The sequence below is a fragment of the Kitasatospora fiedleri genome (assembly GCF_948472415.1).
GTDB classification, from domain to species: domain Bacteria; phylum Actinomycetota; class Actinomycetes; order Streptomycetales; family Streptomycetaceae; genus Kitasatospora; species Kitasatospora fiedleri.
The window spans coordinates 4377614-4403713 of record NZ_OX419519.1 but is presented as its reverse complement, the minus strand read 5'-3'; the positions used below and the strand labels follow the sequence as shown (position 1 = coordinate 4403713).

The window sequence follows — 26100 nt, the reverse complement described above, 5'->3', positions numbered from 1 at the left end:
GAGGCGTCCGTCCGTTCGACTCGACACCGGCCGCCCGGCCGCCCGCTCCGCCCCGCCCGGCCGCCCGCTCCGCCCGGCCCGGTGCGCGCGCTCAGTCCGCGGTGAGGTGGAAGCCCAGCCGTCCGAAGCGCAGCCGGTCGCCGGCCCGGACCACGGTGCCGCCGGCCACCCGGCGGTCGTTGACGTAGGTGCCGTTGCTGGAGCCCAGGTCGTAGAGCACCCAGTCGCCGGCCTCGAAGCGCAGCTCGGCGTGGCGCCGGGAGACGGTCGAGTCGCCCAGCCGGAGGTCGGAGCCGGTCATCCGGCCGATCCGCAGCCGCCGCACGCCCGGGTCGGGCAGCCGCAGCCTGGTCAGCTGCTCGGCGTGCCAGGTCTGCCGCAGCCGGACCTGGAGCGCGGAGACCCTGGCGACGGTGCGCAGCAACGCCCGGGAGACCGGCCCGTAGGTGCGCAGGTCGCCGACCACCTCGGCGAGTTCGGCGCGGCTGCGGGCGGTCAGCACCAGTTCCATCCGGCGGATGAAGGTGTCGTGCGAGAGCCGGCCGCTGCCGACCCCGTCCCGCAGCAGTTCCAGCGCGCTGTCCCGCTCGGCCTGCGAGGGGCGGGCGAGCTGGGTGCTGAACTCCTGAGCGGCCATAGCGTGATTGTCGGGCGGGCGACCCGCACTGTCCAGCACGCGGCGGGCCCCGCTCCGCAGGACGGGCCCGACTCCCGTACGGCCGGACGGTTTTCGGCCCGATCCGGGCCAACTCCCGCCCACCGGGCCGCCGTCCTGGCAGTATCCGGCACAGCACCGACGTCCAGCCCGGGGAGCGCCCGCCATGCCCGTGATCGCCGTGACCGGGCACCTCGACCTCGCCCCGGACACCGCCCGCGCCGTCCGCACCGCCCTGGACGCCCTCCTCGCGCCGTACCCCGCCGCGGAGTTGACCGGCGTCTCCTGCCTCGCCCCGGGCGCCGACACCCTGTTCGCGGAGGCCGTCCTGGCCCGCGGCGCCCGCCTGCTCGCCGTCCTGCCCGGCCCCGACTACCCGCCCCCACCGACCGACCCGGCCGACCGCGCCGCCTTCGACCGCCTCCGGGCCGCCGCCCACCGGGTCCTGGTCCTGCCCGCCGCCCGACTCGACCCGGCCGCGTACGTCGCCGCCAACGACCGACTGCTACGCCTCGCCGACCGCCTGATCGCGGTCTGGGACGGCCGCCCCGGCAACGGCCCGGGCGGAACGGCCGACATGGTCGCCACCGCCCGGGCCGCCGGCCTACCGGTCGACGTCCTGTGGCCCCCCGGCTCCTCCCGCACCGGCCGCCTCCCCTGACCGGACGCCGGACGAGCCTCCCCGGCCTCGTCGAGGAGGCCGAACTCCCCACCGGCCACAGCGCCCGCGAACGCTGCCCGCCAGCCCGGCCTGGCGGCTTCGAGCGGGACCACCCCTACTCCGGCCACTTACCGTGACACCCGGTCCGAACGGTCTCCGGTCGCGCAACGCCCGGGCGTGGCGGCGGTTCCAGGTACACCTCGCACCACACGGCACCCTTGTCCCGGCTGTCGCCCTGCGGGCGGTGGGAGCCGGAGTGCCCGAAGCGGTCGCCGGCGGCCAAGGTGTCCAGGACTTCCCGGTCGTCGATCCCGTCGCCGTACAGGCGGACGGAGACCCGGTACCCGCCGGGGATCTCCGCCACCCTCACCTCCTGGCCGCAAGCCTTCGCCAGCCGATCGGCCACCGCCCACGCCCGGTGCCGCAAGTCCTCCGCCGGATAACCTGGTTGTCCGCTGCTCACGAGACACCGTCCAGTACGTGCAGTGCCCCGTCCGGGGTGATCAGCCTGAGGACTTCCAGGTACTTGTCCGACAGACTGCCGAGATCCAGCTCCGGAAACGCCACCACCACCGCATGCAACTCACCACGGAGGAAGGCGAGTTCCAGCAACGACTCGGCCAACTGCCGTATCCACGGCAACCCCGCGCACCCCAGCGTGGCACCGACGAACTCCTTGGGCACGTCCGACTGGCGCACCGGCGACAGTCCCGGCGGCGGCTCCAACCGCGCCATCCGAAACGCCCGCCCCAACAACTCCGCTGCCGCCTCGGGTTCCGCGAACCCCTCCCGCAGGAAACGCCGGAGCACACCCCTCGCACCCATTGGCGCATCAGCGTGCAGCACTTGTCGCTCACCTGTCTCTCACAGTGAATGGGCCAACGGCGATCACTTCTGGTTAACGCGCCGTCACTCTCAGATGATCTGCCGTCTTTCCGGACGTTCCCACTGCGTTCGCGGGACGTTCGGGACGTTCCGTCGGTACGTTTCGTCTCGTCCCGCACAGGCTCAAGGGGTGAACTTTGAACCACGCTCTCCGCCATGCGATGGCAAGTGCCAAGATGACCGAAGCGAAGCTCGCAGAGGTGTGCGGCGTCGACGGCAAGACGGTCAACCGATGGATCGTCAACCCGGCCCGCGTTCCCCGCGCCCGACACAGGTGGGCGGCATGCGAAGCGCTGGGAGAGGAGGAAGCTACGTTGTGGCCCACAGCCGTTCGTTCGGCGCTCAGAACCGGACCGGACCGTGAGGTCGTCCAGGTCTTCCCGTACCGGTCGGCGGCACCCGCGTCGCTCTGGCGCTCACTCATTACGAAGGCGCAGCACGAACTGGTCTTCGCTGGCTACACCAACTACTTCCTCTGGCTGGAGCAGGCGAACCTGGCCGGCGCGCTGCGGCGCAAGGCCCTGGCCGGGTGCCGGGTTAGGTTCCTGATCGGCGATCCGGACAGCCCGGTCACGCAGGCCCGCGAAGCCGAGGAGGGCGTTCCGCTCACCCTGTCCACACGTATCGCCGTGACGATGAGTGAGTTGCAGCGGCTCCGGGACGTCGGGAACGTCGAGGGGCGCTTCGAGACCGGGCACGTCAGCCTCTCGGTCTTCCGCTTCGACGACGAGATGATCGTGACGCCGATCCTGGCCCGCCGGGTCGGTCACGATTCACCGATGATGCACCTCCGGCGCGCGCAGGACGACGGCATGTTCGACCGGTTCGCCGAGCACGTGGAGGAACTCTGGGGCCGTGGGCGCGACATCTGGGAGGAGGCACCGCGTGGCCAGGCGTGACTACGAGGACGACCCGCGCGCGCCGAAGGCCAACAGCCTCGTCCCGGCCGCCTCGGTGGTGGTCGTGGACGACGCTGGCCGCGTCCTGCTCCAGCGGCGCGTCGACAACGGGATGTGGGCGCTGCCCGGTGGCCGGATGGAACTGGGCGAGTCGCTGGCGGGCTGCGGCATCCGGGAGACCTTCGAGGAGACCGGCATCCGGGTCGAGATCACCGGCATCGTGGGCACGTACACCAACCCGGGCCACGTCTTCGCCTACGACGACGGCGAGGTGCGCCAGGAGTTCTCCGTCTGCCTGCTGGCCCGCCCGGTCGGCGGCGACCTCCGCACCTCGGACGAGTCCTCCGAGGTCGCCTGGTTCGACCCCGCCGACACGGACGCCCTGCCCATGGTCCCCAGCATCCGCAAACGCCTCGCCGACTGGCGCTCCGGACGAGGCCCGGCGGTCCGCTGACCCCCGCCCACCAGCGCCGAACCGACCGCAGGGAACGGCCCGGCCGCCAGCCATGCCGCCGGAAGGAACCGAACCCGCGGACCGGACAAGCACCGATCAGTCCGTCGCGCTCAAGCCCGCCACCGAGTCGATGACACTGCTGGTCGCCGCGGTGATCGTCCACGACCGCGAGGCCCGACGAGTGGTCCTCCTCCGGCGCGGCCCGAAGGCCAAGTTCGCCCAGGGCATGTGGGACCTCCCCGTCGGCAAGAACGAGCCGGGCGAGCCGATCACCCGGACCGCCGTGCGCGAACTCGCCGAAGAGACCGGACTCGTCGTGTCGCCCGACGCCCTGAACCTGGTGCACGTCATCCGCGGAGCACGGGGCGTCGAGGCCCCCAACGGCTTCCTGACCGTGGTGTTCGCCGCGCACGAATGGTCCGGCAGCCTCCACAACGGAGAGCCCGAGAAGCACTCGGAGGTCGCCTGGGTGAGCACCGAAGCCCTCCCGCAGGAGTTCGTCCCCACCACGGGGGCGGCCCTCCACCGCTACCTCCGGAACGGCCCCGGCGTCTCGCTCGACTCCTGGTGAACCGGACCGGGACTTTGCGGGCGCGGCCCGCGACGGCGTGCAGGAGGCGGGGCCGATGCCGTTGGCGGGGGAGGGCGTCAGCCGCTCGGGCAGGGAATCAGTCGGCCGTCCCCGCCGGTACGACCCAGCGGGTGGGCTGCCCGGTGATGGCCGAGATCGTGTCGTAGTCGCCGTCGTAGTGCAGGACGCTGACGCCGTGCCGCTCCGCCGTGGCCGCGATGAGCAGGTCCGCCATCGACAGCGCCCGGTGGTTCCCGCGGAACAACGCCTGCTGCTGCACTTGCTTCGCCCGGCCCCACACCTCGTCGGGGCACGGCAGGTAGTCGAAGCCGCGGAGCAGGTGGCGCAGCCGCTCGGCCTCGGCCGGGGTGCGGGCGCTGAACAGCACCTCCATCTCCACCGTCGGGCTGACGGCGAGCAGGGCCCGCTGGGAGAGGTCGTCGAGCACCGGGCGGACGGCTGCCTTGCCCCACCGCGCCAGGGCCGACTTGTCGATCAGGAAGTGCTCCCGGCTCACGCCACCGCCCGGTCACCGGGCTCGACGAGGAGGTCGAACTCCCCGCTGGCCACGGCGTCCGCGAACTCTGTCCGGCGGGCGAGCTTGACCGCTTCGAGCAGGGCGGCGTTCACCGTGGCGACCTTGGTGGAGGTCCCGAAGAGCCGCTGGGCTTCCGCGAGCAGGTCGTCGTCGAGGTCGATGACCGTACGCGTCATGGTCGTCCTTCCGTCAGCCGGCGGACCCCCATGATGTCGAGATCACCCCTCGCCCGATACCGAACAGCCCGACGGCCCTCCCCCGCGGCGCGGGGGAGGGCCGTCGTGGGGCCGGGCGGCGTCAGAGCAGGCCGAGGGCCGGCATCAGGTAGTAGAAGGCGAAGACGGCGGCGACGCCGTACATCGCGATCGGGACGGTGCGGGCGCGGCCGGCGACGACGCGCAGGAGGCAGAAGGTGATGAAGCCGAAGCCGATGCCGTTGGTGATGGAGTAGGTGAACGGCATCATCACGATGGTCAGGAAGGCCGGCATCGCGATGGTGAAGTCGGACCAGTCGATCTCCTTGATGGAGTTCGCCAGGATCAGGAAGCCGACGGTAACCAGGGCGGGGGTGGCGGCCTGGGCGGGGACCATGGTCGCCAGGGGGGTGAGGAAGAGGGCGAGCAGGAAGAGCGCGCCGGTGACGATCGAGGCGAAGCCGGTGCGGGCGCCCTCGCCGACGCCGGCGGTGGACTCGACGAAGCAGGTGTTGGCGGAGGAGGAGGTCGCGCCGCCCGCGGCGGTGGCGATGCCGTCGACCATCAGGATCTTGTTGATGCCCGGGAGGTCGCCCTTCTCGTCGAGCAGGTGGGCCTCGTCGGCGACGCCGAGGATGGTGCCCATCGCGTCGAAGAAGCAGCTCATCAGCACGGTGAAGACGAACAGGATGCCGGTCAGGACGCTGACGTGCTGGAAGCCGCCGAACAGGCTGAAGTGGCCGACCAGGCCGAAGTCGGGGGTGGCGACCGGGTTGCCGGGCCAGGCGGGGACGGTGAGGCCCCAGGTCTCGGCGGAGAGGTCGGCGAACTGCTGGATGATCACCGCGAGGGCGGTCATCACGGCGATCGAGATCAGGATCGCGCCGGGCACCTTGCGGATGACCAGGGCCATGGTGAGCAGCAGGCCGAGGATGAAGATCAGCACGGGCCAGCCGTGCAGGTGGCCGCCGATGCCGAGCTGGAGCGGGACGGTGGTGTGGGCGGCGTCCGGGATGCGGGAGACGAAGCCGGAGTCGACCAGGCCGACCAGGGTGATGAACAGGCCGATGCCGATCGCGATGGCCTTGCGCAGGCCGAGCGGGACGGCGTTCATGACCCGCTCGCGCAGGCCGGTGGCGACCAGCAGCATGATCGCGAAGCCGGCCAGGACGACCATGCCCATCGCGTCCGGCCAGGTCATCTGGGGGGCGAGCTGGAGCGCCACGATGGTGTTGACGCCCAGGCCGGCGGCGAGGCCGATCGGGACGTTGCCGATGACGCCCATCAGCAGGGTGGTCAGACCGGCGGTGAGCGCGGTCGCGGTGACCAGCTGGCCGCCGTTGAGGTGGGTGCCGTTCATGTCCGTGGCCGAGGCCAGGATGATCGGGTTGAGCACCAGGATGTACGCCATCGTGAAGAAGGTGGCGACACCACCGCGGATCTCGCGGGGCAGGGTGGAGCCCCGCTGCGAGATCTTGAAGAAGCGGTCCAGGGCGCCGGACGGGGGCTGCGGCGGGTTCTGGGAGGGCTCGGGCGACGCGGTGGTCGACTGGGCCTGCGGAGACATGTCGGGGGTCCTCGATCGGGAGAGGCCGGGGAGGCCAGGGGGGGGAAGCCAGGGTGGGGGCATTTCAGTATGTCGACGCCGGTCGTGCACGCGCCATCTTCGCGCGTAGAGCGAGGCCATTACGGTCACGCTCGATCACGTTCGGACGACTCCGGGTGGCGGCGGCAGACCGGACCGCCTCTCCCGGAGCGCCGGGCCCGCCCCGTAGGCTAGGGCCCATGCCCAAGACCGCGCTGCGCTCCGCTCCCCCGCCCCTCGAGGGGAACGACGTCGCCATCGTCGGCACCGGCACGGCGCTGTGGTTCGCCGGCTTCGTGGTGCTGGTGCCGTTCCAGGCCCGGCTGTCCGACCACGGCCACGGCACCTGGCCGTGGATCTGCCTGTCCGGCGGCCTGCTCGGCCTGATCGGCCTCAAGTACTGCACCGCCCGCCGCGCCGCGATCCGCCGCGCCCGCGCCGCCGAGGCGGCCGAGGCGGCCGAGGCCGGAACCGGCGGCGACAGCGGCAGCGACAACGGCACGGGCACCGGGAGCGGCACCGGAACCGCCCGCTGAGGCCCCGGCCCGCGCCACCCGTCCGGCCCGAAACCGCCCCGAGGCGGGACGCACCGGACAAACCGCCCACCTAGAGTCGGTGCCATGACGCACTCAGCGGAAGGCACCGCCGCGCACGGCCCCGGTCCGGACCCCGATCCGGCCCCGGGCCGGGCCCCGGGTCCGGCCCCCGGCGCGCACCCCACCGGCGCGGGCGGCGCGTACCAGCCCGGGCTGAGCGCGGCCGAGGTCGCCGAGCGGGTCGCCCGCGGCCAGGTGAACGACGTCCCGGTGCGTTCCAGCCGGTCGGTGCGGGAGATCGTCCGGGCCAACGTGTTCACCCGGTTCAACGCGCTCATCGGGGTGATGTTCGGCATCATCCTGGTCGTCGGACCGATCCAGGACGGCCTGTTCGGCCTGGTCATCGTGGCCAACACGGCGATCGGCATCATCCAGGAGACCCGCGCCAAGAAGACCCTGGACAGCCTGGCGCTGATCGGCGAGGCCCGCCCCCAGGTCCGCCGGGACGGGGCCGCCGTGCAGGTCGGCACCGGCGAGGTCGTGCTGGACGACACCGTGCTGCTCGGCATCGGCGACAAGGCCGTGGTGGACGGCACCGTCACCGAGGCGGACGGCCTGGAGATCGACGAGTCGCTGCTGACCGGCGAGCCCGACCCCGTCCTCAAGCACCCCGGCGACCGCGTGATGTCCGGTTCCTTCGTGGTGGCCGGCGCGGGCGCGTTCACCGCCACCAAGGTCGGCCGGGACGCCTACGCCGCCAGGCTCGCCGAGGAGGCCAGCAGGTTCACCCTGGTCAAGTCCGAGCTGCGCACCGGCATCGACCGAATCCTGCGGTTCATCACCTACCTGCTGATCCCCACCGCGCTCGGCCTGGTGATCAGCCAGCTCGCGGTGGAGCGCAACGACTGGAAGGAGGCCGTCCGCCGGATGGTGGCCGGCATCGTGCCGATGGTGCCCGAGGGCCTGGTGCTGCTCACCTCGGTGGCCTTCGCGATCGGGGTGGTCCGGCTCGGCCGCAAGCAGTGCCTGGTCCAGGAGCTGCCCGCGATCGAGGGGCTGGCCCGGGTCGACACCGTCTGCCTGGACAAGACCGGCACCCTCACCGAGGGCGGCATGGACCTGGTCGACCTCCGCCCGCTGGCCACCCCCCGGCAGGCCCCGCAGGCCGACCCGGCGGTGCTGGCCGAGGCGCTCGGCGCGATCGGCGCCGCCGACACCCGCCCCAACCCCAGCATGCGGGCCGTCATCGACGCGTACGGGCCGCCGCCGGAGGGCCGCTGGCGGGTGCTGGAGGCGATCCCGTTCTCCTCCGCCCGCAAGTGGAGCGGCGTCCAGCTGCTCGAACCGGGCGGCACCGAGGGCAGCTGGCTGCTCGGCGCCCCGGACGTGCTGCTCCCGGCCGGTTCGGACGCGCTCGCCGAGGTCGACGAGCTGGGTGCGAAGGGCCTGCGCGTCCTGCTGCTGGGCCGCAGCCCGCTGCCGCTGGACGACCCCGACCCGGCCGCCGAGCTGCGACCGCTCGCCCTGCTGGTGCTCCAGCAGCGGCTGCGCGAGGACGCCGCGGACACCCTGCGCTACTTCCGCTCCCAGGACGTCCGGGCCAAGGTCATCTCCGGCGACAGCGCCGTCTCGGTGGGCGCCGTCGCCGCCCACCTCGGCCTGCCCGGCGCCGAGACCGCGACCGACGCCCGCACCCTGCCCACCGACCCCGCCGAGCTGGCCGAGGCCGCCGACCGCACCGCCGTCTTCGGCCGGGTCACCCCGCAGCAGAAGCGCGCCCTGGTCGGCGCCCTGCAGTCCAAGGGCCACACCGTCGCGATGACCGGCGACGGCGTCAACGACGTCCTCGCCCTCAAGGACGCCGACATCGGCGTCGCGATGGGCACCGGCTCGGACGCCACCCGGGCCGTCGCCCAGATCGTCCTGCTCGACGACCGCTTCGCCACCCTGCCCTCGGTGGTCGCCGAGGGCCGCCGGGTGATCGGCAACATCGAGCGGGTCGCCGGGCTGTTCCTGGTCAAGACCGTCTACTCGGTGCTGCTGGCCCTGCTGGTGGTGGTCACCCAGGTCCCGTACCCGTTCCTGCCCCGGCACTCGACGGTGCTGTCCTCGCTGACCATCGGCATCCCGGCGTTCTTCCTGGCCCTCGCCCCCAACAACGAGCGCGCCCGCACCGGCTTCGTCCGCCGGGTCCTGCGGCTGGCCGTCCCCGGCGGGATCGTCTGCGGCGCGGCGACCTTCACCGCCTACGCGCTGGCCCGCGGCGACGACGAGACCACCCTGAAGGCCGACACCTCGGTCGCCACGCTCACCCTCTTCATCGTGGCCGTCTGGGTGCTCGCCATCGTCGCCCGCCCCTACACCTGGTGGCGCCTGCTGCTGATCGGCACCATGTCCGGCGCCTTCGCGCTGGTCCTGGTGGTGCCGTGGCTCGCCGACTTCTTCCAGCTCCACCTGGTCGGCTGGCGCGACCCGCTGACCGGCGTGGCGATCGCCCTGATCGCGGGCGGCCTGCTGGAGATCAGCGCCCGGGTCTTCGCCGAGAAGAACCCCTGAGCGGCCGGCGGGGAACGGCGGGCCCCGGCCCCGGACGGCTACTCGTAGTCGCGGGCCGCCAGCAGCTCGTACGCCCGGTCGGGTTCGGTGAGGGCGGCCAGGACCTCGAAGCGGCGGTGCCACTGGTGGACGGACCAGGCCAGGCCGGCGGCGAGGCCCTCGGGGGTGGCGGCGTGCAGCAGGCCGGAGACGGGCGGGACGTCGAACTCGTCGTCCTCGTCGGCGGCTTCGGCGTCCTCGGGGTCGTAGGGCAGTTCGGGGGCGGTCGCGGCGGTGTCCCAGCGCCAGGCGACGCGGGCCTCCTCGCCGTCCGGGCCGACGACCAGGAGTTCCTCGTGCTCCTCGTAGACGGCGGGGCAGCCGGGCAGCAGTTCGCGGACCACCGCGGGGACGCGGTGCAGGGTCCCCTCGGAGAGGACCCGGCCGCCGGCCACCTCGCTGGCCAGCGAGACGTGCAGGCGCTCGGCCAGGGCCGGGGCGAGCAGCGGGTGGACGGGCAGCACGGCGTGGTCGTGGAGGAGTTCGACCAGGTCGGGGGCGTCGGCGACGACCGCGGTGGCGGCGTCCACGATGACGGTGCGGTCGTCGCGGCGGCCGGTGGCGTCGTCCAGCGGGGCCAGCGCCCGGACCACGTCGAGCGGTTCGACGCGCTCGGCCGGGAGGGCGGCCAGCAGGCTGTAGATGCCGTGCAGTTGACGGTGGCTGACCTCGGAGAGCGGGTCGGTGAGGCGGTCGATCAGCTCGTCGGGGCCGTGCGGTTCGGCGAGCAGCGCGTTCAGCGTGGTGCGCACGCCGAGCGCGTGCAGGAACTGCGGGTCGAGCGTGGTGCGGGCCTCGTCGTAGAGGCCGCGCAGCAGCGGGTCGGCCCCGGCGGCGCGCAGGCCGGCCGGTTCGCGGCCGTCCAGGACGGGGTGGTCGCGCAGCCACCAGGCGGTGTACGGGGGCAGGTCGGTGTAGCTGCCGTCGGGCAGCAGGGTGCGCACCGGCGCCACCACGGCGTCCCGGTACGGGGGCCGGGCGAGCAGGGCGAGCGCCTCGGGCCAGGCGTCGTCGGCGACCAGGTCGAGGTCGCGGACGGCGAGCAGTTCGGCGGCGACCGGCGGGACTCCCAACTCCCCGGCGTCGTCGGCGTGCAGGGCCTCCAGGGCGTCCTCGCACCACTCGGCGAGGCCGTCGGGGGCCTCGTCGATCAGGCCGGTGGGGCGGCCGCCGGCGGCCCGGTCGGCGGGGGCGGTGGGGTCGAGGCGCTCCAGGTCGTCGGGGTCGAGGACGACGTCCTCGGCGCGCACCAGGGCGAAGGCGGTGAGCGCGCCGGCCGCGGCGAGGACCTCGGGGCCCCAGCGCTCCAGCAGGTCCTCGTCCACGAAGGCGGCCTCGTCCTCGTCCACCAGCCGGGCCAGCGGGCTCTCGGGGAGCAGGAGTTCACCGGCCCGGGCGAGTTCGCCCTCGTCGTCGGGCAGGGCCAGGCGGGCCAGCCAGGGGTGCTCGCCGGGGGCGGGCGCGGCGGCCCGGACCAGGGCGAGGACGGCGTCGGCGAGGTCGACGGCGGCGTCGTAGTCGTCCTCGCCGACCTCCAGCGAGCGGGCGACGGCGGCCCGGACCTCGGGGGTGTCCAGGACGCCGGCCGGGGTGGCGGTGCCGGCGCCGAGCTTGGCGAGCAGCGGGTGGGCGGCGTCGGGGTGGGCCAGCCGCAGGTCGAGCAGGTCGAGCGCCTCGGCGAGCGCGCCGGGGTAGCCCTCGTAGCCGGCCCAGTCGGCGGCGTCGGAGGGCAGCAGGACGCGGCGCGGGCCGGTGACCGTGCGGCCGTCGGCGAGCGGGACGGGCAGCGCGCCCAGCGACTCCGGGTCGGCCCCGGCCAGGGCCGCGTACAGGCCGCGCCACCAGGAGGGTTCGCGCTCCAGGCCGCCGAGCTGGTCGACCACCTCGGCGAGCGGGACGCGGCGCACCCGCAGGGTGCGCAGTTCGGTGCGGCGCTCCAGGCCGGCCGGGAGCAGGCCGGGGAAGATCGGGGCGAGCGCCTCGACCACCTCGTGGTCGGCGCCCTCCAGCAGGACGGCGTCGCGCGGGCGCAGCGCGGGGGTGCCCGCCTCGGTGCCGGGCGGGTGCGGCAGGAAGGGCGTCTCGGGCAGCCGCTCCAGCACGGCGGTGCGCAGCGCGCTGTCCAGGGCGCCCTGGCCGAGCGGGGCGGGGACGAGGTCCAGCGAGCCCGGGTCGGCGCCGCGGGCGCGCAGCAGTTCGGCGTAGGCGTCGGCGGCGCGCTCGGTGAGGAAGTCGGTGAGCGGGCCGGGCGCGACGTGCCGCCGGGTCGGGTCGAGCGGGTAGGAGGCGATCAGCAGCGCGGGCAGGCCGAGCGGCTCGTCGCTGGGGGTGGGCGCGTGCACCACGGCGGCGGTGCGCGGGCGCTGCGGGCGGCCCCGCTCGTCGACCGGGACGGCCCAGGTGAGCGTCCAGTAGGGGCGGGCGCGCTCCTCGGTGGTGCGGTCGGCCAGCAGTTCGGGGGCGGCGGTGCCGGCGGCGCTGACGGTCTGCCAGGTGGTGCTGCGCTCCCCGTCGGTGACGGTGACGGCGGGCAACTGCTCGGGGTGCGGCGGGTGTTCGGTGCGGGTCAGGGTGCGCACGCCCTCCGCGGTGTCGACCACCACCTCGGCGAGGCCGGGCAGGGTCAGCAGCAGGGCGTCGTCGATCCCGGCGAGCAGGCGGCGGGTGAGGTCCTCGGCGGCGGCGTCGCGCAGCGGCAGCACGACCACGGTGTCGTAGCCCGCGGGGGGCTCGCCCTCGGCCGCGAACGGCACCCGGAGCACCGGCAGGTGGCCCTCGCGGCGGGTCAACTCCTCGGTGAGCTGCGGGATCGCGGCGACCAGCGCGCGGGCGTCGGTGAGCGACCAGCGCACCCCGCCGGGGTGGCCGAGCACGGCGGGCTCGTCGCTGACGGCCAGCACGGCGGCGAAGCCGACACCGAACCGGCCGACCACCTCCCGCTCGTCCCCGCGCTTGGCGGAGGCCCGCAGGGTGGAGAGCGACTCGACCGCGGCGGCGTCCAGCGGGGCGCCGGTGTTGGCGGCGGCCAGCACGCCGTCGCGCAGGGTCAGCCGGAGCCGGCCGGTGACCCCGGCCCGGGCGGCCGCGTCGGCGGCGTTCTGGGCGAGTTCGACGACGAGCCGGTCCCGGTAGCCGCCGAGCGCGAGCTCCTCCTCGGCGTTGGCGTCCTCCCGGAACCGGGCGGGCGCGGCCGTCCAGGCCGCGAGCACGGTGTGCCGCAGCCGGGCCGTGTCGAAGACGTCCGATTCCTCGGGGGACGCCGCGCTGCCGATGATCCGAGACTCCACGTGCCGAGCCGCCCTTCGTGTGGTCCGCGTACGAGTCGGCATTCTGCCAGTCGTCCCCGACGGCGCCGTATGCGACGGACCCGCGGCCGGGACGCGCCCGACCGGGGCGCGGGCGACTGCGCGAACGGGCCCGCCCGCACCGCGAGGCCGCGAGGTGACGTCAGGTCATTCCCGTCGCCGCGACCTTGCCGGCGTCCGTCCTCCGCTGCGCGCTGCTTCCCCGCACCCCCGGTTCCGCCCGCTCCGTTCGGCGCGCGGCGTCACGCGTGGCCGAGCTCCTCGGCGGGCGCGTCCGGCTCGACGGAGCCGGAGGTGCGGTCGGGGTGCAGCGGGAGGGGTTCGACGATCGTCTCGTCGAGGATCAGCTCGCTGGGGACGGGCGGGGCCGGCAGGACGGCGGCCTCGGAGTGCGCGCCGCAGCCGTAGGCGAGCGAGACGACCTGGCCGTCGGCCGGGCCGAACTCGTTGCCGCAGACGCCGAACGCCTGGCCGAGCGAGCCGCCGATCGGGACGAGGAAGCCGCAGGTGTCGCAGGAGGCGGGGGCGGACTGCGCCATCGGGGTCTGCGGGCCGTACGCGGTCTCCCAGCGCTCGGCGGCCTGGTGCAGGCCGTGCCGGGAGAGCACGCGGGGGCGGACCAGGCCGAGTTCCTCGGCGATCGCGCTGATCTTGGCGCGGGCGGGCGCCGGCTGGATGTCCTCGGCCGGGACGTCGTCCTCGGCGGCCTCGACGAGCACCGAGTTGGGGGCGGGTTCGTCCTCGCCGGTCCAGCCGGGTTCCAGGCGCAGGTCGTCGGCTCCGGTGGGGAGCAGGTCGCCGGGGCCGAGGTCGCCGGGGCGCAGGCGCTCGCTCCACGGCACCCACTGCGGGGCGAGGACGGCTCCCTCGCCGGGCAGCAGGGCGACCTCGTCGAGGGTGACGTTCTTGGCCCGCGGGGCGCGGGCCACGGTGACCGCCCAGTGCCAGCCCCGGTAGGCCGGGTCGAGGCATTCGAAGGTGTGGGTGACGACGCGCTCGGCGTCCGCGCTCGCCTTCACGTGGGGGCCGACGACGGCCTCCCCGACGCTGTCCACCACTGCCTGGCGGGCGAGGTCGACGGCCTCTGCACAGAGCCGGTCAGGGGTACGGCTTCGCATCGCAGCACTCACGGCGTCGGTTCTCTCCCAGTCCTGTCATCCTGCGGTCCCGCGGCAGCACCCGGTGGGCGGGCCCGCGTCGGCTCCCGCTGCCACGTCTCGGGGGCGACCCCCGCGAGCACGGGGCCGGTCCATTCTGCTAGACCCGGGGCCGGTCCGTGGCCGGGCCGCGCCGCCCAGGTCGGCCGCCCCCCTGTGGGAGGCCGGGCATGCGCGTAGTGCAGGCTACCCGCCGGTCGGTGGTGCAGCACAGTCCGGGCCGTGGGGACGGGCGCGCCGACGCCCGGACAATCACTCGTTAGGTCGGCGATTCTCGGGCAGGATGGGTGTGTGGCGGAGGAGAACCCGCTGCGGCACGGGCCGCGTCCCGAGCAGGCCGAGAGCCGTTCGGGAGCGTCCGCCGTGTCGCGGCAGCATCCCGTGGCCCCCGGTGAGCCGGAGGCCGATGCCCCCTGTCCGACGCCCCGTCAGCCGGGCCCGGACCTCTCGAAGAATCCCGGGCCCGCCGAGTACACCGGCCGCACCGCCGGCGGGAGCACCCTCGCCGCGGACACCGTCTCCGAGGACGTCGATTCCGCGCACCCCGACCGGCCGACGGTGAAGGCCCGCGGCTTCTGGGCCCGCGGCGCGTCCGCGGTGGGCGCCCGCACCGGCCGGGTGGTGAACGGGACGGGGCGGCGGATCCGGCGGGCGACCTCGGCGGAGGGCGCCGGCGAGTCCGGCCTGGCGAAGCTGATCGAACTGCACGCCCTGAACTCGTTCGGCGACATGCTGATCACGGTGTCGCTGGCGTCCACCATCTTCTTCTCGGTGCCGACCGGCGAGGCCCGCGGCCGGGTCGCGCTGTACCTGCTGATCACGATGGCCCCGTTCGCGCTACTCGCCCCGGTGATCGGCCCGCTGCTGGACCGGCTGCCCAACGGCCGCCGTTCCGCGATGGCGATGTCGATGCTGGCCCGGGCGGCGCTGGCCTGGGTGATGGCGGGGGTGGTGACCGGCGGCGGGCTGGCGCTGTACCCGGAGGCGCTGGGCGTGCTGGTCGCGTCGAAGGCGTACGGGGTGGTGCGCAGCGTGGTGGTGCCGCGGCTGCTGCCCGCCCAGTTGTCGCTGGTGAAGGCGAACTCGCGGGTGACGCTGGCGGGTCTGCTGACCACGCTGGTGGCCGGCGGGGTGGGCGGGCTGCTCCAGCTGCTCGGGCCGGGGTGGCCGCTGCGCGGGGCGTTCGTGGTGTTCGTGATCGGCACCCTGATGGCCTTCCACCTGCCGCACCAGGTGGATTCGGCGCGGGGCGAGCAGCGGGCGCAGCTGCTGGCCGGGCCGCAGGAGGAGCCGCGGCCGAAGGGCGTGCTGCGGGCGGTCGGCCCGTCGGTGGTGATGGCGCTGCGCGGGGTGGCGGCGCTGCGCTGGCTGGTCGGGTTCCTGGTGATGTTCCTGGCGTTCCTGATCCGCAAGGACCCGCCGGGCGGCCTGCCCGGGACGGTGGCGCTGGGGCTGGTCGCGGCGGCGGCCGGGCTGGGCAACGCGCTGGGGTCGGTGCTGGGGTCGTGGCTGCGCACCCGCGGCTCGGAGGTGACGGTGACGGCGGTGCTGGCGTTGGCGACGGCGGCGGCGGGCGCCTCGGCGCTCTGGTACGGGGCGGTGACGGTGACGGTGGTGGCGGCCGTCGCGGGGATGTCGGCCTCGCTGGGCAAGCTGGCGCTGGACGCGCTGATCCAGCGGGACGTGCCGGAGGCGGTGCGGACCTCGGCGTTCGCCCGTTCCGAGACGGCGTTGCAGCTGAGCTGGGTGGCGGGCGGCGCGGTGGGCATCTCGCTGCCGCTGAACCCGGTGCTGGGGCTGACGGTGGCCGCGGCGGTGATGACGCTGATGCTGCTGTGGACGTTCCGCTCGCTGCTGCGGGTCGGGCCGCACCGGTCGGCGGCCCGCCCCCGGGTGGCCTGAGCGGCGGGCCCGGCGGCCCGGTCCCGGCCCGGCTCCCGGCGGTGCGCGGCGCGCCCGCGCACGGCCTAACCTCGGGCGACTCGGGCACCCCGGCGTCATGTGATCACGGAAGGCGAGTAGCCTCTTGCGCATGAGCCTCAGCACCCGTGCCATCGCCGGTATCGCCGGCGTCGTCGTCGTCGGCGCCGCCTCCCTCGGTACCGGTATCTACTGGGCGAACGACGCCGGCAAGCCCCGTGAGAACGTGGCGACGATGGTCGTCGGCACCTCGACCACCACCGCCGCCCCCTTCTGCTACAACGACGGCAAGCCGCTCGACGAGGACTACCTCACCAAGTGCCTGTCGGACATCAAGCAGGCGCGCAAGGACGACAAGCTGCCGAAGCTGGACGTCCGCGCCAGTGACCAGATCGGCGTCGGCGTGCCCCGGGAGCTGGCCGACAAGGGCTGGTTCGCGCTGACCAACGGCGGCTCCAGCGGCCAGGTGCCGCTGGCCGGCGGTGCCGAGGGCGAGGTCCTCACCGGGGTGACCTACTCGGGTTCGAAGAGCGCCGGCGCCCTGATGTCGAGCAACGACGTCACCTCGGTGACGGTGGTCTCGCAGGACAAGACGTCCCAGGAGTACTACGCGGTCTGGGCCTTCGACCTGGACAACAAGAACAGCTGAACCGCCGGTCGATGACCGCTGAGCGCACCGACGAGCAGCCCGGCCCCGCCGCCGGGCTGCTCGTCGTCGTCGCCGTGGAGGCGGAGGCCGAGGCGGTGCGGCGCGGGCTCGGCCCGGGCTCGGGGGCCGTGGTGCTGGCGGCCGGGGTCGGCCCGGCGGCCGCGGCGGCGGGCACGGCGGCGGCACTGGCCCGCGGCCGGTACCGGCTGGTGCTGTCGGCGGGCATCGCGGGCGGGTTCGCGCCCGGGGCGCCGGTCGGGTCGCTGGTGGTGGCGGACGCCGTGCTGGCGGCCGACCTGGGCGCCGAGACGCCGGACGGCTTCGCGGACGTCACCGAGCTGGGCTTCGGCACCGTCCGGCACCCGGTGCCGCCCGCGCTGGTCGCGGCGCTGGCCGGGGCCACCGGCGGGGCGGTCGGCGAGGTGCTGACGGTGTCCACGGTGACCGGTTCGGCCGAGCGCGCCGCCGCGCTGAGGGGGCGCCACCCGCGGGCGCTGGCCGAGGCGATGGAGGGTTTCGGGGTGGCCGAGGCGGCCGCCCGGTCCGGGCTCGCGGCCGGTGAGCTGCGGGCCGTGTCCAATGCCGTCGGACCGCGCGACCGCGCGGCCTGGCGGATCGGCGAGGCGCTGGCGGCCCTGGAGCGGGCCTTCGCGGCGCTGCCGCCGCTGTCCCGTCTGCTCCAGGAGGTCTGAGATGGCCGAGCCGCTCACCGTCGCGTACTCGCCCTGCCCGAACGACACCTTCGTCTTCCACGCCTGGGCGCACGGCCTGGTGCCGGGCGCGGACGCGCCCGAGGTGCGGTTCGCGGACATCGACGTCACCAACGGGCTGGCCGAGCGCGGCGAGCTGGACGTCCTGAAGATCTCCTACGGGCAGCTGCCCTGGGTGCTGGACGAGTACGCGCTGCTGCCGTGCGGCGGGGCGCTGGGCCGGGGCTGCGGGCCGCTGGTGCTGACGGCCGGCCCGCTGGAGGCGGCGGCGCTGGCCGGGCGGCGGGTGGCGGTGCCCAGCGAGCGCTCCACGGCGTACCTGCTGTTCCGGCTGTGGGCGGCCGGGGCGGTGCCGGGCGGGTTCGGCGAGATCGTGGTGCTGCCGTTCCACGAGATCATGCCGGCCGTCCGGTCCGGGGAGGTGGACGCCGGACTGGTGATCCACGAGGCCCGGTTCACGTACCAGGAGTACGGCCTGCACCGCCTGGCCGACATGGGCGAGGCGTGGGAGGCGGCCACCGGGCTGCCGATCCCGCTGGGCGCGATCGTGGCCCGCCGCTCGCTGGGCGCCGAGCGGCTGCGCGAACTGGCCGACACCGTACGGGCGTCGGTGCGCGCGGCCTGGGCGGACCCGGCGGCCTCCCGGGCGTACGTGCTGGCGCACGCCCAGGAGATGGACCCGGCCGTCGCCGAGCAGCACATCGGGCTGTACGTCAACGAGTTCACCGCGGACCTCGGCGAGGAGGGCTACGCGGCGGTGCGCGGCCTGCTCACCCGGGCCGCCGGGCAGGGACTCGTCCCCGCCGTCGACCCGGGCGCGCTGGCCTTCCCCTGAGCCCGGGTCAGACGTCGAACTGGTCGGCGATGGCGCGCAGCACCATGGCGATCTTCTGGCCCTCCGGCTTGCCCGGGTAGCGGCCGCGCTGCAGGCCCGGCAGCACGCTGTCCAGCTTGGTGATCAGGTCCTGGACGATCGGGGCCATGTCGTCGGCGCTCTTGCGCTGGGCGGCGGCCACCGAGGGCAGCGCGTCCAGCAGCGTCACGCTCATCGCCTGGTCGCCGCGGTGGCCCGCGGCGATGCCGAACTCGACCCGCTGGCCCGGCCGCAGCGTGGTGACGCCCGCGGGCAGCGCCTTGGTGTGGACGAAGACCTCGCCGCCGTCGTCGCGCGACAGGAAGCCGTAGCCCTTCGTCTCGTTGAACCACTTGACCTGGCCGGTGGGCATCTCGAACAGTCCTCGGTATCGGGTGCGTGCGGCCCCCGTCGGGCCGCGGGTGGATGTGCGGCGGGCGCCCTGGACGGGCGGCCGGTTTCGCTCAGTCGAGCAATGATCCCTCAGCGTTCACCGGAACGGCGACGGGATTCCGGACCGGGGCGTGGCCGTGCCCCGCGCCTGCTGCGCCTTCCACTGGCTCACACCCCCGATCGGTGCCGGGCGGGCGTTCGTGGACCATCCGTCAGGTCCGCCCGCGCGATGGCTGCATACCCGGGGCCGGCGCGGGTCGAAACTCCTTGCGCGCACGGAGTTGCGCGCTGTGACGCCGGGCCGGTCAGGCGGGGTCCGCCAGGTGGTCGGAGAGCCAGCCGAGCGAGGCCGGGAGCATCCGGGACCAGGTGGTGAAGTTGTGGCCGCCGCTGTCCAGGGTGATCGCCGAGACCCTGGTCGCGGTGCCCTTCGCGGCGGCCAGGAACCGCTCGGTCTGGGCGTGGTAGTCGCCGTCGCCCTCCCGGCTGCCGCCGACCAGCAGCGCGGTGGCCGGGGCCGGCAGGTGGGCCAGCCGCCACTCCAGGTCGGCCTGGTCGCGGCGGGCCTGGTCGCCGCCGAACAGGTCCCCGGTGGTCGGGTCCTCGGCGGCCCGGTAGTAGCCGGACAGCGACACCGCGGCGGCGAACACGCCGGGGTGACGCATCGCCAGCTTCAACGCGCAGTACCCGCCGGTGGAGTTGCCGATCACGCCGAGGCTGCCCGGCCCGTCCGCGACCCGGTACGAGGTGCGCAGCGCGGCGGGCACGTCGGCGCTGAAGTACCGGTCGGCCTGCGGGCCGCCCGGCACGTCCTCGCACTCGGTGTCGCGGGGCATCGCCGGGGAGGGCCGCATCAGCACCAGCACGGTCGGCCTGGCCCGGCCCTGCTCGGTGAGCTTCAACTGCACGGACGGGTAGTTGAGCTTGGTGACCAGGTTCTTGGCGTCCCCCGGGAAGCCGGTGATGGCGATCACCGCCGGGAAGCGCCTGTCCCGGTACTCGGGCCGGAAGTACTGCGGCGGCAGGTAGACGTAGCCCTCGGTGGCCAGCCCGGTGCTCGCCCCGGGCAGCCGGACCCGCTCCAGCCGGCCGGCCTGCTCGGGGGCGCGGCCGGTCGTACCGGTGTCGCGGACGTTCTCGGCGGCCAGCCGCTGCACGCCCGGGGTGCGGCCGAGCAGCTGGTTCTGGACGGTCACCGGGCCGTCCTCGCCGGTGCCCAGCAGGTCGTCCCAACTGCTGTAGAACGCGAAGGAGTTGTTCGCCAGCAGGGCCAGCGTGCAGAGCACCGCCAGTTGGGTGCCGACGATGGTGGCGAGCCGCCCCAGCACCGCCCGCCAGCCGCGCCCGGCCAGCCGGGGCCAGAGCCGCACCGTGCCGGCCACCGCCAGCACCGAGAGCAGCGCGGACAGCGCCAGCACCTTGTGACTGGTCAGACCCATGTGCCCGCACGCCCCCGCTCGCCCGTTCCGGATGCCGTTTCTCAGCATGCCTGAGGGATTCCTGGGAATCCTGAGCGTTCAGTCGGAACGTGTGTCGCCGCGCCCCCGCCGATCGGAGGGGGCGCGCGGTGGGACAATCGGGGGAGTGGTCCGCGCGAAGGAGTGGTGAGAGTGAGCGACCGTCCTGGTGTCCGTCCCGGTGACGGCCCCGCCGACCCCGGTGACCTGCTGGTCCGGGTCGGCGGCGTCGTGTTCGGCGTCGGCATGCTGGCCACCATCGCCACCTTCGTGCCGCTCTTCCTCGACCTGACCAGGCTGCCCACGTTCGCGTACTGGCTGTCGATGCTGATGCCGCTGGGCCTGCTGGTGGCCCTGGCCGGCCTGTTCGTCACCGCCCGGGCCAACACCCGGCGGCGGCGCGCCCGGGAGGCCGCCGCCGCGGGGTAGCGACCCCCGGGCCCCCGGTCCCCCGGCCGCTCAGCCCAGGTGCCCGGCCAGCCAGGCCGGGAACTCGGTGAGGTCGCCCAGCACCGCGTCCGCCCCGGCCGCGGCCAGCTCGGCGGCGCCGTACGGGCCGGTGGCCACGCCGACCGCGACGGCCCCGGCGGCCAGGGCCCCGCGGATGTCCCCCAGGTGGTCCCCGACGTAGACGTCCGCGCCGTGCGCCCGCAGCGCCTCGCCCTTGGTCTCCGCCCACAGGTCGCCGACCAGCACGTCCACCTCCAGCCCGATGCCGTCCAGGTGCCGCCGGGCGTTCGGCTCCCACTTCCCGGTGATCACCAGCACCCGCCCGCCCGCCGCCCGCACCGCGGCCACCGCGGCCAGCGCCCCCGGCAGCTCGCGCGCCGGCCCGATGGCGTGCTCGACGTACAGCTCCCGGTACCGCGCCACCACCGCGTCCAGCCGCTCCGGCGGGTACCAGTTGGCCAACTCCCGCACCAGCGGCGGACCGAGCCGGCTCACCACCAGGTCGGAGTCGATGACCGTCCCGGTCTCGGCCGCCAGCACGTCGTAGGTGGCCTTGATGCCGGGCCTGGTGTCGAGGAGCGTCATGTCGAGGTCGAAACCGACGGTGAGAGCCATGCGGCCAGCCTAACCAGCACTCCACGGGCCTCGTCGTGGGGCCTTCGTGGGGCCTTCGTGGGGGGCCTTCGTGGTGGGGCCGGGGCCACCCGGGCGGGGTAGTGGCGGGGTTTCCGGTCGCAAAAGCCGGGGGGAGGGCCGCATCGCGGACATACTGGCTGGCATCCGACCGTGCCGCCGGAGGAGGTCCCAGGTGCCACCCCCGCTGTCCCGCCGGGCCGCCCTCGCCGGGCTCGGTGCCGCCCTGCTCACCGGTTGCGGCCCGCACGTCCTGCCCACCGCCTCACCGCTGCCCACCGCCGACGACGACGGGGTCCGCACGGGTTCGCCGACGCCGACGCCGACGCCGACACCGGTGCCGCCCAGCCCCGTCCCGCGCCCCGACATCACCGTGGACGCCGCGGACGGGCCGGTCACCGTGCCCGGCGGGGCGCGCCGGGTGGTCGCCCTGGACACCGCCGAGCTGGACTCCGCGATGACGCTCGGCATCACCCCGGTCGGTGCCGCCAAGGCCCCGCTGGACGCCGGGCCGCCCGGCTACTGGCCCGCCTCCCGGCTCGCCGGGGTCGCCGTGGTCGGCGGCATCGGGGCCGCGCCCGACACCGCCGCGATCACCGCCCTGCGACCGCAGCTGATCCTCACCAACCTGGCCCGCGACACCGACCACCTCCCGGCGCTGCGGGCGATCGCCCCGACCGTCGCCACCCGGACCACCGGCGCCCCCTGGAAGGAGAACTTCCAGCTGCACGCCACCGCCCTGGACCGCCGTGAGCAGGCCGCCGCCGTGGTCGCCGCGTACGACCGGCACGTCGACCAGGCGAAGGCCGCGCTCGCCGCGGCCGGGGCCGCCGGGCAGCGGATCAGCCTGGTCCGGTTCGTCGAGGGCTCCCCCGCCGTCCGGCTGTACGCCCGGCAGAACTTCCCCGGCAGCGTGCTGGCCGACCTCGGCCTGCCCCGCCCCGGCCCGCAGGACGCCGACCGCTTCGACACCGAGGCCGCCCCCGACCAGCTCGCCCCGGCCGACGGCGACCTGCTGCTGTACGCGGGCTACGGCGACCCCGCCCGCAACGGCCTGGCCACCGCCCTCGCCTCCCCCGCCTGGCGGGCCCTGGGCGCCGTCCGCGCCCACCGCGCCTTCCAGGTCGACGACCAGCTGTGGTTCCAGGGCATCGGCTACACCGGCGCGCACTTCCTGATCGCCGAACTGCTGCACGTCCTCGGCGCGAACTGACCCGGCGCAACGGACGGGGCCGAGCGGTGGGGAGCGGCCCGGGAAACACCCGACCCGCCGTCACCACCCCGGCCCCGCGCTCCCGTCCGCCCCGGCGCTACCCCTTGCGGCGGCGCAGCGCCACCGCCAGCACGAACAGCGCCGACAGCACCGCCGCGGCCCGCAGGACGGTCGGCGCGGCGGCCCAGGTGGTGGCGCCCGCGTCGCTGCCCGGGGCCAGCGCGCTGCCCCAACGCCCCTTCTCGCGGCCCCAGTTCCACACCGTCAGGCCGGTCACCGTGATCAGCGGGATGCCGAGCACGGCGAACTTCTTCATCAGGTCGGTCCAGCCCTTCGACAGGTACGCCGCCGCCCAGCCGAGCAGCATCACCAGCAGTTGGCCGGTCACCGCCCCGGCCAGCAGCAGCCCCGCGCCGAGCAGCAGCAGCGGCGCGGGCTTGCGGGCGCCCGCCGCGCCGACGGCCGCGCCCGCCGCGCCCGCCGCGACCGCGGGGGCGGGCGGGGCCTCGGGCGCGGCCGGGGGCCTGCCGAACAGCGCGCCCAGCAGGAGGCGTCCCAGGCCGGGGCGGGGGCGTTCGGGCTCGGGCGCGGGCGGCTCGGGTTCGGGGTCCGCGTCGGGTGCGGGCTCGGGGTCCGGTTCGGGCTCGGGCTCCGCCAGGTCGAAGTACTGCGCGGTCCAACCGGGCTGCCCGAACCCGAAGTCCGGGGCGTCCGGGTTCTCCGAGTACGCGAAGGCCCGCTCGGCCTCGGACGGCGACGACCCGGCCCGGAACGCCCCGCCGGACCCGAACGCCCCGGTCGGCGGCTTCGGCTTGTCCGGTTCGACGGGCGCGGCGGGTGCGGGTGCCGGTCCGGGTGCCGGTGCGGGTGCCGGTGCGGCTGCGGGTGCCGGTGCCCGCGTCGGTTTCGGCGGCGCCTGGGCCGGCACCTCCGGAGGGGTCGGCGGAGGCGGGGGGACGGGCGGCGCGGCCGCCGTCGGCCGGGGCAGGTACACGCTCCCCCCGCCCTCCGAGCCGTCCGCCGATCCGCCCTCGCGCCACCACGAGCCGTCCGCCATCGCCCCGCCACCCGCCCTCACGTCCACGTACCCGCCGCCCACCAAGACGGTACCCACCCCGGACCGCCGGAAGCGAGCCCCGCCCGGCCCCGTCCGCCCCCGGCGCACGGCCCGCCGGGCCCCGGACGCCCGGGCCCGGTGCGGCCCGCACCGCCGGGCGGGGACCGGTTCAGCCCGAGTTCCACCGCCGTTCTGGGCCGCGACGGGGGGCGTTGACTAGTCTGGACCGGATGACCGCACCGCAGAGCGCGCCGCGTGGCACCCGCGCCGCCGCACCCCGCACCCTGGCCGAGGAACTCCGCGGCCGGGAGGACGGGGCCGTCGCCGCGCTGCTCCGGGCCCGCCCCGACCTGCTGAACCCGGTGCCGACCGACCTCACCCAGCTGTCCGCGCGGCTCTCCAGCCGGGCGTCCGTGCTGCGCGCCCTGGAGCGGCTCGACCGGTTCACCCTGCAGGTCGCCGAGGCGATCGCCGCCGCCCCCGAGGGCGCGTCCGAGGCCACCGTGCGGAACCTGCTGACCGGGCCCGCCCGGGTCAAACCGCACCCCGGCGCCGCGCCCGTCGACCGGGCCGCCGTCACCGCCGCGCTGCCCGCCGCGCTCGCCCGGCTGCGCGAACAGGCCCTGCTGTGGGGCCCGGACTCCGCGCTGCGCCTGGTCCTCGCCGTCCGGGAGGCGCTCGCCCCCAGCGCCCTCAACCCGGGCCGCACCGGCCTCGGCCCGACCTTCGCCGACGCCACCGTCGGCATGTCGCCCGCCCGCCTCCAGCAGCTACTGGCCGGCACCGGACTGCCGCCCACCCCCGACCCGGTCACCGCCGTCGCCGCGCTCACCGCCCTGCTCGGCGACCGCAAGCGGCTGGGCGCGCTGCTCGACCAGGCCCCGCCCGCCGCACTCGGCCTGCTGGAACGGCTGGTCTGGGGCCCGCCCACCGGCACCGTCCCGGACGCCGCCCGGCAGGTCACCGCCGAGGACGCCCGCGGCCCCGTCGAGTGGCTGCTCGCCCGCGGGCTGCTGCTGCCCTCCAGCCCCGGCTCCGTCGTGCTGCCCCGCGAACTCGCCCTGCACCTGCGCGGCGGACGCACCCACCGCGGCGTCGACCCGGCCCCGCCCGTCGTCGACCCCGTCGTCGCGCGCGACCCGGCCACCGCCGACCGCACCGCCGCCGGGCAGGCCGGCACCGCCGTCCGCCTGGTCGAGGAACTCCTCGAAGCCTGGAGCCTCACCCCACCGCCCACCCTGCGGGCCGGCGGCCTGGGCGTGCGCGACCTCAAGCGGGCCGCCGCCCTGCTGGAGAGCTCCGAGCCGGACGCCGCCTTCTGGATCGAACTCGCCCACACCGCGGGGCTGTTGGCCCCCGACGGCGAGGCGGACGAGGTCTGGGCTCCGACCCCCGGGTACGACGCCTGGCTCCAGCAGGACACCGCCGAACGCTGGACCGTGCTCGCCCGCGCCTGGCTCGCCGCCACCCGGGTCGGACGCCTCACCGGCACCCCCGACGGCAAGGGCCGCCCGCGCGCCGCCCTCGGCCCCGAACTCGACCGCACCCTCGCCCCGTCGGTGCGCCGCGCCGTCCTGACCCGGCTCGCCGAACTCCCGCCCGGCACCGCCGCCGGCGCCGACGCCCTGCTGCCCGCCCTGCGCTGGCACCGCCCGCTGCGCGGCGGCCCGGTCGGCGCGGACGGCCGCGACCTGCGCGACCAGCTCGCCGAGTGGACCCTGCACGAGGCCGAACTGCTCGGCGCCACCGGCCGCGGCGCCCTCGCCGCCCACACCCGCGCCCTGCTCGCCGGCACCGACCCGGCGCCCGTCCTCGCCCCGCTGCTGCCCGAACCGCTCGACCACGTCATCCTGCAGCCCGACCTCACCGCGATCGCCCCCGGCCCGCTGCTCACCCCGCTCGCCCAGGCCCTCGCGCTGGCCGCCGACATCGAGTCCAAGGGCGGCGCGACCGTCTACCGCTTCACCCCCGGCTCGGTCCGCCGCGCCCTCGACGCCGGACGCACCGCCGCCGACCTGCGGGCGTTCCTGGCCCAGCACTCCCGCACGCCCGTCCCGCAGCCGCTCGCCTACCTGATCGACGACGTGGCCCGCCGGCACGGCATCCTCCGGGTCGGCGCCGCCTCCTCCTACCTGCGCTGCGACGACCCCCGGCTGCTCGACGAGGTCCTCGCCGACCGGCGCGCCGCCGAACTGCGCCTGCGGCTGCTCGCCCCCACCGTGCTCGCCGCCCAGGCCGGGCCGGAGACCCTGCTCTCCGTCCTGCGCGCCATGGGCTACGCGCCCGCCGCGGAGTCCGCCGAGGGGGACGTCGTGATCACCCGTCCCGACAGCCGCCGCACCCCGCCGCGCACCCCGCCGCTGCCCGTCCCGGACGGCCCCGCCCGCCCCGACGACGCCCTGCTCGCCGCCGCCGTCCGCGCCATCCGGGCCGGCGACCGGGCCGCGACCGCCGTCCGCAAGGACGCCGTCGCCGGCCCCGCGGCGAGCGCGGCCGTCCCGCGCACCGCCGCCGCCGACACCCTCGCCGCCCTGCAGACCGCCGTCCTGCTCGACGAACGCATGTGGATCGGCTACATCAACGCCGAGGGACTCTCCTCCCAGCGCGTCATCGACCCCGTCAAGGTCGAGGGCGGCTTCGTCACCGCCTACGACCACCTCTCCGACGAGGTCCGCACCTTCGCCCTGCACCGGATCACCGGCGTCGCCGAGGTCGAGGAGTAGCCCGCCC

General features: G+C 75.5%; 25 protein-coding genes. 13 read left to right on the top strand and 12 right to left on the bottom strand.

The window, feature by feature from the left end; translation table 11 throughout:
- Positions 1–91: 91 nt before the first annotated feature.
- Positions 92–637, bottom strand: a complete 546-nt coding sequence (locus QMQ26_RS20465) for a DUF1707 and FHA domain-containing protein (protein ID WP_111554768.1) — start codon at positions 635–637, stop codon at positions 92–94.
- A 184-nt stretch (positions 638–821) separates the two neighbouring features.
- Here QMQ26_RS20465 and QMQ26_RS20460 point away from each other — a divergent pair, with 184 nt between their 5' ends.
- Positions 822–1316: a hypothetical protein gene (locus QMQ26_RS20460; RefSeq protein ID WP_282202254.1), complete on the top strand. Its 495-nt coding sequence runs from the start codon at positions 822–824 to the stop codon at positions 1314–1316.
- Positions 1317–1431: 115 nt separating this feature from the next.
- On the opposite strand, the gene QMQ26_RS20455 is transcribed toward QMQ26_RS20460, so the two are convergent.
- Both QMQ26_RS20455 and QMQ26_RS20450 read right to left on the bottom strand, forming a co-directional pair.
- On the bottom strand, positions 1432–1680 hold the full coding sequence (locus tag QMQ26_RS20455) for a hypothetical protein (protein ID WP_282202253.1): 249 nt from the start codon (positions 1678–1680) through the stop codon (positions 1432–1434).
- A 95-nt stretch (positions 1681–1775) separates the two neighbouring features.
- Positions 1776–2162: a hypothetical protein gene (locus QMQ26_RS20450; RefSeq protein WP_282202252.1), complete on the bottom strand. Its 387-nt coding sequence runs from the start codon at positions 2160–2162 to the stop codon at positions 1776–1778.
- A gap of 215 nt (positions 2163–2377) precedes the next feature.
- Here QMQ26_RS20450 and QMQ26_RS20445 point away from each other — a divergent pair, with 215 nt between their 5' ends.
- Genes QMQ26_RS20445 through QMQ26_RS20435 form a run of 3 tightly spaced genes read left to right on the top strand, consistent with a single transcriptional unit; the run spans position 2378 to position 4125 of the window.
- Positions 2378–3100: a DUF5919 domain-containing protein gene (locus QMQ26_RS20445; protein WP_282202251.1), complete on the top strand. Its 723-nt coding sequence runs from the start codon at positions 2378–2380 to the stop codon at positions 3098–3100.
- Complete coding sequence (locus QMQ26_RS20440; protein ID WP_282202250.1) at positions 3087–3554, top strand: NUDIX domain-containing protein; 468 nt, start codon at positions 3087–3089, stop codon at positions 3552–3554. The genes QMQ26_RS20445 and QMQ26_RS20440 overlap by 14 nt, the downstream gene beginning before the upstream one ends.
- A 52-nt stretch (positions 3555–3606) precedes the next feature.
- Positions 3607–4125, top strand: coding sequence for an NUDIX domain-containing protein (locus tag QMQ26_RS20435; RefSeq protein ID WP_282202249.1), 519 nt, complete (start codon positions 3607–3609; stop codon positions 4123–4125).
- Positions 4126–4222: 97 nt separating this feature from the next.
- Here QMQ26_RS20435 and QMQ26_RS20430 read toward each other — a convergent pair whose 3' ends face one another.
- The 3 genes from QMQ26_RS20430 to QMQ26_RS20420 all read right to left on the bottom strand — a co-directional run bounded on the left by QMQ26_RS20430 (position 4223) and on the right by QMQ26_RS20420 (position 6424).
- On the bottom strand, positions 4223–4642 hold the full coding sequence (locus QMQ26_RS20430; protein WP_282202248.1) for a PIN domain nuclease: 420 nt from the start codon (positions 4640–4642) through the stop codon (positions 4223–4225).
- Entirely contained in the window at positions 4639–4839 is a 201-nt protein-coding gene (locus QMQ26_RS20425) for a type II toxin-antitoxin system VapB family antitoxin (protein WP_282202247.1), read from the bottom strand. Before QMQ26_RS20425 ends, QMQ26_RS20430 begins: the two co-directional genes overlap by 4 nt.
- A 121-nt stretch (positions 4840–4960) precedes the next feature.
- Positions 4961–6424 (bottom strand): NCS2 family permease, encoded by a 1464-nt coding sequence (locus tag QMQ26_RS20420; RefSeq protein ID WP_100836780.1) that lies wholly within the window; start codon positions 6422–6424, stop codon positions 4961–4963.
- 218 nt (positions 6425–6642) lie between these two features.
- Between QMQ26_RS20420 and QMQ26_RS20415 the strand changes: the two genes are divergently transcribed.
- Together QMQ26_RS20415 and QMQ26_RS20410 are read left to right on the top strand one after the other, a co-directional pair.
- Positions 6643–6978: a DUF2530 domain-containing protein gene (locus QMQ26_RS20415; protein WP_282202246.1), complete on the top strand. Its 336-nt coding sequence runs from the start codon at positions 6643–6645 to the stop codon at positions 6976–6978.
- Between the two features lie 84 nt (positions 6979–7062).
- A complete protein-coding gene (locus tag QMQ26_RS20410) occupies positions 7063–9534 on the top strand; it encodes an HAD-IC family P-type ATPase (RefSeq protein ID WP_282202245.1) in 2472 nt (823 codons plus the stop codon).
- A 38-nt stretch (positions 9535–9572) separates the two neighbouring features.
- On the opposite strand, the gene QMQ26_RS20405 is transcribed toward QMQ26_RS20410, so the two are convergent.
- Together QMQ26_RS20405 and QMQ26_RS20400 are read right to left on the bottom strand one after the other, a co-directional pair.
- On the bottom strand, positions 9573–12860 hold the full coding sequence (locus QMQ26_RS20405; protein ID WP_404813926.1) for a sacsin N-terminal ATP-binding-like domain-containing protein: 3288 nt from the start codon (positions 12858–12860) through the stop codon (positions 9573–9575).
- Between the two features lie 260 nt (positions 12861–13120).
- Positions 13121–13996, bottom strand: coding sequence for a DUF3027 domain-containing protein (locus QMQ26_RS20400; RefSeq protein ID WP_100836783.1), 876 nt, complete (start codon positions 13994–13996; stop codon positions 13121–13123).
- A gap of 597 nt (positions 13997–14593) precedes the next feature.
- Between QMQ26_RS20400 and QMQ26_RS20395 the strand changes: the two genes are divergently transcribed.
- From QMQ26_RS20395 to QMQ26_RS20380, 4 genes are all read left to right on the top strand, one after another.
- Positions 14594–15937 carry an MFS transporter gene (locus QMQ26_RS20395; protein ID WP_400682707.1) on the top strand — a complete coding sequence of 448 codons (1344 nt, stop codon included), beginning with the start codon at positions 14594–14596 and terminating at the stop codon, positions 15935–15937.
- Between the two features lie 130 nt (positions 15938–16067).
- Positions 16068–16604 carry a hypothetical protein gene (locus QMQ26_RS20390; protein WP_282202243.1) on the top strand — a complete coding sequence of 179 codons (537 nt, stop codon included), beginning with the start codon at positions 16068–16070 and terminating at the stop codon, positions 16602–16604.
- Between the two features lie 11 nt (positions 16605–16615).
- Positions 16616–17296 carry a futalosine hydrolase gene (locus QMQ26_RS20385; RefSeq protein ID WP_100836785.1) on the top strand — a complete coding sequence of 227 codons (681 nt, stop codon included), beginning with the start codon at positions 16616–16618 and terminating at the stop codon, positions 17294–17296.
- A 1-nt stretch (position 17297) separates the two neighbouring features.
- A complete protein-coding gene (locus tag QMQ26_RS20380) occupies positions 17298–18149 on the top strand; it encodes a 1,4-dihydroxy-6-naphthoate synthase (protein ID WP_100836786.1) in 852 nt (283 codons plus the stop codon).
- Positions 18150–18156: 7 nt separating this feature from the next.
- On the opposite strand, the gene QMQ26_RS20375 is transcribed toward QMQ26_RS20380, so the two are convergent.
- Positions 18157–18540 (bottom strand): cold-shock protein, encoded by a 384-nt coding sequence (locus QMQ26_RS20375; protein WP_282202242.1) that lies wholly within the window; start codon positions 18538–18540, stop codon positions 18157–18159.
- Positions 18541–18865: 325 nt separating this feature from the next.
- The gene (locus QMQ26_RS20370; RefSeq protein WP_282202241.1) at positions 18866–19999 is read right to left on the bottom strand and encodes an alpha/beta hydrolase; all 1134 of its coding nucleotides are present in this window, start codon (positions 19997–19999) and stop codon (positions 18866–18868) included.
- Between the two features lie 171 nt (positions 20000–20170).
- Between QMQ26_RS20370 and QMQ26_RS20365 the strand changes: the two genes are divergently transcribed.
- Complete coding sequence (locus tag QMQ26_RS20365) at positions 20171–20446, top strand: hypothetical protein (RefSeq protein ID WP_100836789.1); 276 nt, start codon at positions 20171–20173, stop codon at positions 20444–20446.
- A 30-nt stretch (positions 20447–20476) separates the two neighbouring features.
- Here the strand turns inward: QMQ26_RS20365 and QMQ26_RS20360 are convergent, their stop codons facing one another.
- The gene (locus QMQ26_RS20360; protein WP_282202240.1) at positions 20477–21082 is read right to left on the bottom strand and encodes an HAD family hydrolase; all 606 of its coding nucleotides are present in this window, start codon (positions 21080–21082) and stop codon (positions 20477–20479) included.
- A gap of 193 nt (positions 21083–21275) precedes the next feature.
- Here QMQ26_RS20360 and QMQ26_RS20355 point away from each other — a divergent pair, with 193 nt between their 5' ends.
- On the top strand, positions 21276–22313 hold the full coding sequence (locus tag QMQ26_RS20355; RefSeq protein ID WP_282202239.1) for an ABC transporter substrate-binding protein: 1038 nt from the start codon (positions 21276–21278) through the stop codon (positions 22311–22313).
- 97 nt (positions 22314–22410) lie between these two features.
- Here the strand turns inward: QMQ26_RS20355 and QMQ26_RS20350 are convergent, their stop codons facing one another.
- Positions 22411–23370 (bottom strand): hypothetical protein, encoded by a 960-nt coding sequence (locus QMQ26_RS20350; RefSeq protein ID WP_282202238.1) that lies wholly within the window; start codon positions 23368–23370, stop codon positions 22411–22413.
- 230 nt (positions 23371–23600) lie between these two features.
- Here QMQ26_RS20350 and QMQ26_RS20345 point away from each other — a divergent pair, with 230 nt between their 5' ends.
- Positions 23601–26093: a helicase-associated domain-containing protein gene (locus QMQ26_RS20345; RefSeq protein WP_282202237.1), complete on the top strand. Its 2493-nt coding sequence runs from the start codon at positions 23601–23603 to the stop codon at positions 26091–26093.
- The last annotated feature ends 7 nt before the right edge of the window (positions 26094–26100 follow it).